Below are 7,453 nucleotides of genomic sequence, written 5' to 3'. Positions count from 1 at the left end.
CGCGTGTTCTTCAATCAGATCTTCAAGCGGAATGACTGAACCGGCTGCCGTAAGTTTGGTATCGGCTGAGATCAGATCCGGATAATCTCCACCGGCGATCATGACGCCGAGCTTTTGGTTCTTGTCACCAGCCAGAAATTCAAATTTAAATGTAACGCCGAGCTCTTCCTTGATTTTTTTGTAAATCTTGTTGTCAGCGGTTGGCTGCTGTCCGGCCTCGTTCAGAAACACCGAGATTTCTATCGGATTGTCAGCCCCCACTTCACTTCCTGCACTGTTCTCTTCTCCGCTTCCGGAGTCACCTGCACTGCCTGAGCAACCAGCCAGCACAACGCTCAGCGACAACAACAATGTTGCCCCCATACGGAAAAAATTCTTTTTATTGCCCCCCATAAAGCACCTCCAAAGTTTCAATCTCGTATTAATGAAAACCCTTTCATTGGGATAATTTAATTATAAATTTAACACTACCTGGAAACTATATTCGAATTATAGCTCTTTCCGAGAAAAGTTCAGGTTTTCTCCCTCCCGGTAATGCGCATGAAAATAATTGTTGATATCCTGGCACAATGCCCTGCGCTTCAAAGGTATTCTCCTTGAACTGTCATAATCTTGGCACGAACTTAGTTCCTTAAAACAAAAAAAAGCCGCTATAATAGCGGCCCATTTCCAGCAAAACAATCATCTTCAATTTTTTTATCACTATGATTCTGGCGGGTTTACTCCCAGGAAATGAAGAAGAACCGATCACTTCTTCATGACCGGCTCTTCTCATTAAAATTTTATAGATATCGCGAATTATGTCTCTTGTGCAATATGTGTATTATCAGGCGCTTTTTGGTTCATGATCGGAACCATGACCAGTGCGCCAAGAAGAAATAATAATCCTGCACCACTATAGATTGTACCCAGCGAAAAGGCACCCTTTAATGCGCCAGCGAAAGACATGGAAACGACCATCATGCCAACGAACATCGGATTCAGAACCCCATTCACCCGGCCGACAATCGAAGCCTCTGACCATTTCAGAATCATTGTGCTGATTCCAATATGAATGCAGGGGAAAACAAGTCCATTCAGAAATTGAACGGTCAGGGTGAGTGGAACGCTTGTCGAATACCCTACAATGGCTGTGCAGACTGCGCCTGCGATCATACCTATTGCGAGAAGAATCTGCGGCGGAACCCGCTTGGCGAAAGCGGCCACGATTCCGCCACCAATCAGCATAGCTGCACCATTAACCATTAGCAGATACTGCAGGAATTCCTTGCTTCTGCCCAGCCGCTCCGTGACGATAAACAGGTTGAGCGCTTGGGCTACGCCAACAGCCAGTCCCGCGAGAATAAATGCCAGTCCGAGCATCCGCAGTACTTGGCTTTGCCAAACATAGCGGAAGCCTTCAATGAATTCTTTACGGAACTGCCCTTTTACAGCGGCGGCTTGAGATTGCATATGATCTTCTGGCAGACGAATAAGAACGACTGCAGAGAGCAGAAATACCAGGCCCATGACAGCGATCGATATTTCAAGGCCAAATGTGCTGTAAACGAAGGTGCCGAGCATAGGACCAAGCACCATGAAGATGGCCATCAGTGATTGGAATAGAGCCATCCCTTGCTGGAGCTGTTCTTCGGGCACATGATACTTGAACAAACGCATGCTCGAAGGTTGAGAGAACTGCGAAAGAATAGCTGAGATGAATGCGACAAGGTAAACGGAGTGCCAAGAACCGAAATGTATGGTCAGAAGTACTACGAATACCGATACCGCGGATAATAAATCGCACCAGATCATCGTTCGCTTTGGCCGCCAGCGGTCAGCAAATGTACCTCCAATGAACGAAAAAACAAAAATTGGTGCGAATTCGGCTACGCTGATTAGCGAAATAGCATATGGATCATTGTTTGTTCTCTCCGCAACGTACAAGAGAATAGCAAAATTACGTACCCAAATGCCAACCTGCAGGAGCACGCTTGATAATAAAATCGTCTGCAGGAACCGATTGCGAAACAGGCTTGGTGCATTCATGGTTTTTTCGTGCCGATCCAATCTTTTCAACCTCCAATTTGTTCAAAAAGATTCCCATTTTGAGTAAGATATGACTCTCCTTTCAATTCCTAATTATACGGACTTCCACATCGTTCACCTCATACTAAAGACTGAATTTTCAGAGTGCGTCTCCCAAAAATAATCTTTTCCTGCCAGGGCGCACCCCGCTCTACAAAACAAAAAAGCCACCATCAAAGATGGCGACTGTGTTGATTATTATGGTGATATTATTCATCTCATACTAATTAGCAGAGAGCATTTCATCTTTAGTTGCTAACACTGTTGGAGTCTTTTGAGTCTTTTGATTCCGTTGGCTTTCGCACCTATCTTCTGCATGTAAGGTCTCACTTATTTAATAACTTCAACCTTTTTATCCCCTGCTGACTTCGCTACCTCTAACGTTGTATTACCTTGGATAGCGACGATCACGCCAGTAGCCAGCATAGAAACGACTAAAGCAGCGCTGAGGGCTTTGGAAATTTTCTTCTTGACCATAACCACACCTCCTCCGATATCTATTATGTAATAAGCGGCTCAAGACTATGACGAGCCAAGGGTGACTCCATGACTGTGAAAGGGAGAGAATCCAATCTAATTTACATGGTGGAACTCACTAAATAATTACAATATTTCACTTTTTATGTTGAGTAATCCACCTGGTGATTGTATTATAACGTACTGACAATGATTGTAAAAGGATTTTTTCCTTGCGTTCAAATAAAATAAATTAGCCTCGGAAAATAAAGTTGTAGACTAAGCAAAGGCACCTTTGACTGCATCGTCATATTCCACTGTAATTGGTACGGTTGCCCTCTATTGTGACTGGATACGCAAGTGGATTTTCCATCTCTCACCCTGATTAGAGCGTCTCAACCAATTTCTGAATCTTTGATTGGGAAATTAAATATACTGGACCCATTATTTCTATTTTGCCGTCCTTCACACGCACAGCACTCTCCTGTTCTGCCGCATAAACATCAATCTCTTCAGACAAGGGGAACAGATAGCCTTGAACAAATGTGGCGTAGTCGCGTTGAGAATGTGATTCATAGGCAAATTGATCAAAGCCAATACCATCATAAATAGCACTTGTTTCAACTTCATCAGTGTTATTCAAGCTTAACCATTTTGCAGCCATGTTTAACGCACCGGCGCTAGCACCCATTATAACGGCATTGCTGTTCTTAATAACATCCGATAATTCATATTCCGTCAAGAAATCGTTCTGCAAAACAGGATATCCACCGCATAAAAAAATGACAGAGGCGTTTTGAATGAATCGCCGGGCATCTTCCTTCTGCATGCGGTAATCAATGAAATAATATTCATCAAAAATAATATTAGCCTGATTCAGCCATCTCCATTCTGAAACATCATCAAAGTTAATTTGCTCACCTGTATAACCAGACGGATCAGCGCTAATCATAACAAGCGATTTTCTGTCTTGTACATCCTCCTGCAACAATTTGACCAGCTTCTCTGGAAAAAAATCATTAAACCAACTGAAGTAGTAGTGAGTTTTCAAACTTAATAACCTCCATATGTACTTTTTACATGCTTCCATTCTAACGATAAAACATATTACACACGCTAGAAAGATGAACTGTTCTTTAGCTATCTCGCTTACAGACCCTTGTACACATTTCATAAATCCAACTCTATATTACCATAACATGGGACACGGACTTGTACCGATAAAACAAAAAAGCTGCTAACTTAGCAGCTCTATGGGCATTTATTTTATCGACAATTCAGGTGCACATCTTTCAATAATCCCACTCTTTTAAATCCTGGATGAACTTGCTCGCAAAAACAAGTTCATCAGCTGTATATTTATCTAGAAATTTCATGAATCGTTCTTCAATTTCTTGATGGATTCGATGATGGATAACATAAACTTTTTGGCCTTTTGATGTCAAACTATAGTAGACTTCTTTTTTATTGTCATTAATCTGCTGTCTTTTAATCAAGGCCAGTTTTAGAAGTTTTTTGCTAATTCTTGTGATAGACCCTTTGGTTAATCCCGTTTTTTCCGAAATGGAGGTGACATTAATCGGTGAGAAATCTCCGATACATGCGATGAGGTGAATCTCCGACAAGGTCAAATTCACCTTTTCTCCAAATTCCTTTTCGAATTTATGTAGTTCCTCACTCATTCTGACGGATAACTTGCTTTCCCTTACGTCCTGTTGACTCATAAGATGAATAAAGCTTTTAAAAATCCATTGTTTAGAATGATCCATTGGCTGCATTTTCTTTGGTCCCCTCTATTCGCATATCTCTCCTCATTATACATAATTGTTTCGCAAAAAACATTTGATACGCTTATTTTTGGAAACTTGTAGACCAAAGTATCCATGAAATAATGGGATTAGTTGCATCCGAGCCTTTGAACAACTTGGGCATTTTCCCCGCATTGAAATTTGCGCCCCAAAACGTAGCTGACACTGCGAGTGTAAAGTAAGAAAACGGGACTTTTCTCATATCAACACTTCACATAGAAAAAATGCCCGGAAAGCGATGATTCAGAGGCTTCCGGACATTTTTTGTTTCTCACAAAACAATAAGAGTAAAAAAATTACCCTTTGCTGATGCTATTAATACCTTTCTTTATGCATTGTTCCAGTTCACTGTCTTGATCGGAAATTGCCCATGCGATATATCCATCCGGACGAATCATTGCTGTGTGCACATTGTTCCAGTCCAGGGCTGGTTCCGCCAATATCGCATTAACACATGTGAAATGCTGATTGGGCAAACGACGAGTGATGCCTTCCACGAGTTGATCATTAACGAGATTTAGCAATATGTATTTGCCTTCCCGGAAAAGTTCGTAACTGCTGAAGATATCTCCGTTTTCCTTACGCAGTTTGATCTCTGCAAGTCTGCGACCATTTAATGGATGTTCAGAAACAGTATCTGGCACTGTATAGCCAACATCCACAGCTGCAATTTGACTCGCTAAGCGGTAGTTTGCTTCCGGAATTTCCAATAGGTTGGAAATCATTGTCCGCAGATCGATCGTAGTCGATGAAAAATCGCTACCAAATAGCAGCGTTTGTACACGTGTATTCCTAAGCAATGCTGAATTGATGGGAAAACGCTCTTCATGGTAACTATCGAGCAATCCTTCTGGTGCCCATCCTTTCACTTCCGCAGCCAATTTCCAACCGAGATTCAAGGCCTCTTGCAGTCCCACATTCATACCTTGACCTCCGGCAGGGAAATGAATATGAGCAGCATCCCCTGCAAGGAATATTCTTCCCTCCCTGTAGCGGTCAGCTTGTCGGGTAGCATTGCCAAAGCGAGTCATCCAGTACGGATCTGAAATCCCATAGTCGTCCCCTAACATGCGAAGCATTCCCGAGCGTAGTTCCTCCAGCGTGACCGGTGTGTCCTTAGGAATAGATTTTCGATCCGGATCGATGAAAACTACACGATGCAACTCTTTAGACACAGGAACGATCATGATCATTCCGTTCTCGTCAAAGCTGGAAACGACATTCGTTGCAGGCGGGCGTTTAAGCACAACATCGCCTTGGACCGAAGTAAGTGTTGTATCCGTTCCGTTAAAGGGAATGTTCGCCTGTTTACGTACAATGCTTCCGGCTCCATCTGCACCAACTACATATGCTGCTGTTAATGTCATTTCGCCTTCAGTTCCAGTGGCTACCACTTCTACATATTCTGAATTTGGTGAGATAGACGAAACTTCCGTTCCTCGCCGTATTTCCGCACCTAGCTCTCTGGCTCTGCGCTCCAGTATCTTTTCGGTTTCGGATTGGGCAATAAACAATGAATAATTTGATGAAGAGTCGATGACCGTAAAGTCCAACCGAGTTTCCAAACCTGCAAAATGCCCGGTAGGCAACGGTTTCCCGATCTTCAACAATTCCGCTTTTAAACCGCGCAAGTCCAGCATTTCTATTGTACGAGGATGGATACTAAGTGCTCTAGAGTATGGGGTGGTATCTTCTAATTTCTCCAAAATACAAACCTTGACGTCCGCCAAAGCGAGTTCTCCTGCCAACATCATGCCGACAGGTCCCCCTCCGATAATAATCACATCATAATTCATTTTCATATTTCTCCTCTCTTAGTTGAAAATCGATGCAATTGCATCCAATTTAGCAAAGACTTACTTGGACTGAAAAGATAACGAAGAAGCGGTAATGACGATTTGCGAAATGAGATCTGCCACTGTTTGTGTGACGGTACTCGGATTTATTATCATGCGCGCCTCCTTATTTCATTGTTTTACACAAAACAAAAATAATATATTGTTTTGTACGAAACAAAATTATAGTATCATCAATATTAGATTTAAACAATATATATTTTGTAAATTGTTTTGATTGAAACAATATTATCTAAAAATGATGAATTAATATTCCAGGCTTTTGACTTGCGTTCTTTCCCTCGGTATGGAGACAGTTTTTGGTACCTTGAAATAGAATAAGCCGCTAAAATTGCGACTTTCACTGGGAATATGTAAATGAACAGCGAGGCTTTCAAACTATTTAACCTAGGTAATGGGGAGAACGTTAGCGAGTCCTATAGTAATTATCTACATAAGAAAAGCCACCATTATAAAGGTGGCAAAAATATAATTATCTATGCGAACGATAATTACTATGCTAATTGTGTGATAACCAGTGGAATTACCGACTGGGGTGAGTATTGAATAACAACAGTCGTTTGTACTATAGCCATTCCCGGCATCTGACTTGTGCCTGTTGCTCGCCCCACTACTGAATTGGATAGGTCAGCACCATTGAGTGTTAGCATAGGTTGCCCAGCTTCATTCACACTTCCCTGAAACATAACCAGATACGTCCCTATCGCGGCCAAATTAAATGTGCTTGGACCCGTACGAGTAATTGTAGTTCCGATTGTAGGCCCATCTTTCGGAAAAAGTTTAGCGGCTTTGAATGGTATTTCAAAATTGTCTTATGAAGAGCGATTTCTTGGGATCCCTAAAACAACCTATTCCCACAACCCTGATTCGAGGCTTCACCTTCAATCAAGAATGACCCAAATTTGAGTAGCCAATGAGATTTGATGGATCTTCTGACTTGTGAAGTACTCTTGACCAGGGTCGTATCAACCTTCAACTCACCCTAACTGGCGTTTAAATGCTTTACTAGCGAAGAAGAAAGCGATGAACATGATACCGACACACCAGGCAAGTGCGATCCAGATATCATTACCAACAGACCCTTCATACAAGATGGCACGAATCGCATTCACGATTGAAGTCACTGGTTGGTTCTCAGCGAACGCACGGACAATTTTAGGCATGGTTTCAGTGGGGACAAAGGCCGAACTGATAAACGGCAGGAAAATCAGCGGATATGAATAGGCTGTCGCCCCTTCCATAGACCCTGCTGTCAATCCGGGAATG

At 42.3% G+C, this 7,453-nt stretch carries 7 protein-coding genes and 1 pseudogene; all 8 read right to left on the bottom strand.

The window, feature by feature from the left end:
* Window positions 1-393: pseudogene (locus tag HP548_RS00765) on the bottom strand (sugar ABC transporter substrate-binding protein); the annotation flags it as partial.
* 405 nt (window positions 394-798) lie between these two features.
* Window positions 799-2,049 carry an MFS transporter gene (locus HP548_RS00760; protein ID WP_217504574.1) on the bottom strand — a complete coding sequence of 417 codons (1,251 nt, stop codon included), beginning with the start codon at window positions 2,047-2,049 and terminating at the stop codon, window positions 799-801.
* Window positions 2,050-2,397: 348 nt separating this feature from the next.
* Window positions 2,398-2,544 (bottom strand): hypothetical protein, encoded by a 147-nt coding sequence (locus HP548_RS00755; protein ID WP_175380615.1) that lies wholly within the window; start codon window positions 2,542-2,544, stop codon window positions 2,398-2,400.
* Window positions 2,545-2,908: 364 nt separating this feature from the next.
* Window positions 2,909-3,574 carry a Type 1 glutamine amidotransferase-like domain-containing protein gene (locus tag HP548_RS00750; RefSeq protein WP_175380614.1) on the bottom strand — a complete coding sequence of 222 codons (666 nt, stop codon included), beginning with the start codon at window positions 3,572-3,574 and terminating at the stop codon, window positions 2,909-2,911.
* Window positions 3,575-3,815: 241 nt separating this feature from the next.
* Complete coding sequence (locus HP548_RS00745) at window positions 3,816-4,301, bottom strand: MarR family transcriptional regulator (RefSeq protein WP_099859429.1); 486 nt, start codon at window positions 4,299-4,301, stop codon at window positions 3,816-3,818.
* 326 nt (window positions 4,302-4,627) lie between these two features.
* Window positions 4,628-6,127 (bottom strand): monooxygenase, encoded by a 1,500-nt coding sequence (locus HP548_RS00740; RefSeq protein ID WP_099859428.1) that lies wholly within the window; start codon window positions 6,125-6,127, stop codon window positions 4,628-4,630.
* Between the two features lie 554 nt (window positions 6,128-6,681).
* The gene (locus tag HP548_RS33055; RefSeq protein WP_217504573.1) at window positions 6,682-6,873 is read right to left on the bottom strand and encodes a hypothetical protein; all 192 of its coding nucleotides are present in this window, start codon (window positions 6,871-6,873) and stop codon (window positions 6,682-6,684) included.
* Between the two features lie 291 nt (window positions 6,874-7,164).
* Window positions 7,165-7,453, bottom strand: a 289-nt coding sequence (locus HP548_RS00730) for an ABC transporter permease (protein WP_175380613.1), incomplete at its 5' end; no start/stop codon positions are given.

Source organism: Paenibacillus taichungensis, assembly GCF_013359905.1.
Taxonomy (GTDB): domain Bacteria; phylum Bacillota; class Bacilli; order Paenibacillales; family Paenibacillaceae; genus Paenibacillus; species Paenibacillus taichungensis.
This window is presented reverse-complemented; position numbering and strand designations above follow the sequence as displayed.

Coding starts and splice junctions, on each gene's coding strand:
- HP548_RS00755 (WP_175380615.1), bottom strand. CDS start 2,544: ATGGTCAAGAAGAAAATTTCCAAAGCCCTCAGCGCTGCTTTAGTCGTT.
- HP548_RS00745 (WP_099859429.1), bottom strand. CDS start 4,301: ATGCAGCCAATGGATCATTCTAAACAATGGATTTTTAAAAGCTTTATT.
- HP548_RS00740 (WP_099859428.1), bottom strand. CDS start 6,127: ATGAATTATGATGTGATTATTATCGGAGGGGGACCTGTCGGCATGATG.
- HP548_RS33055 (WP_217504573.1), bottom strand. CDS start 6,873: ATGTTTCAGGGAAGTGTGAATGAAGCTGGGCAACCTATGCTAACACTC.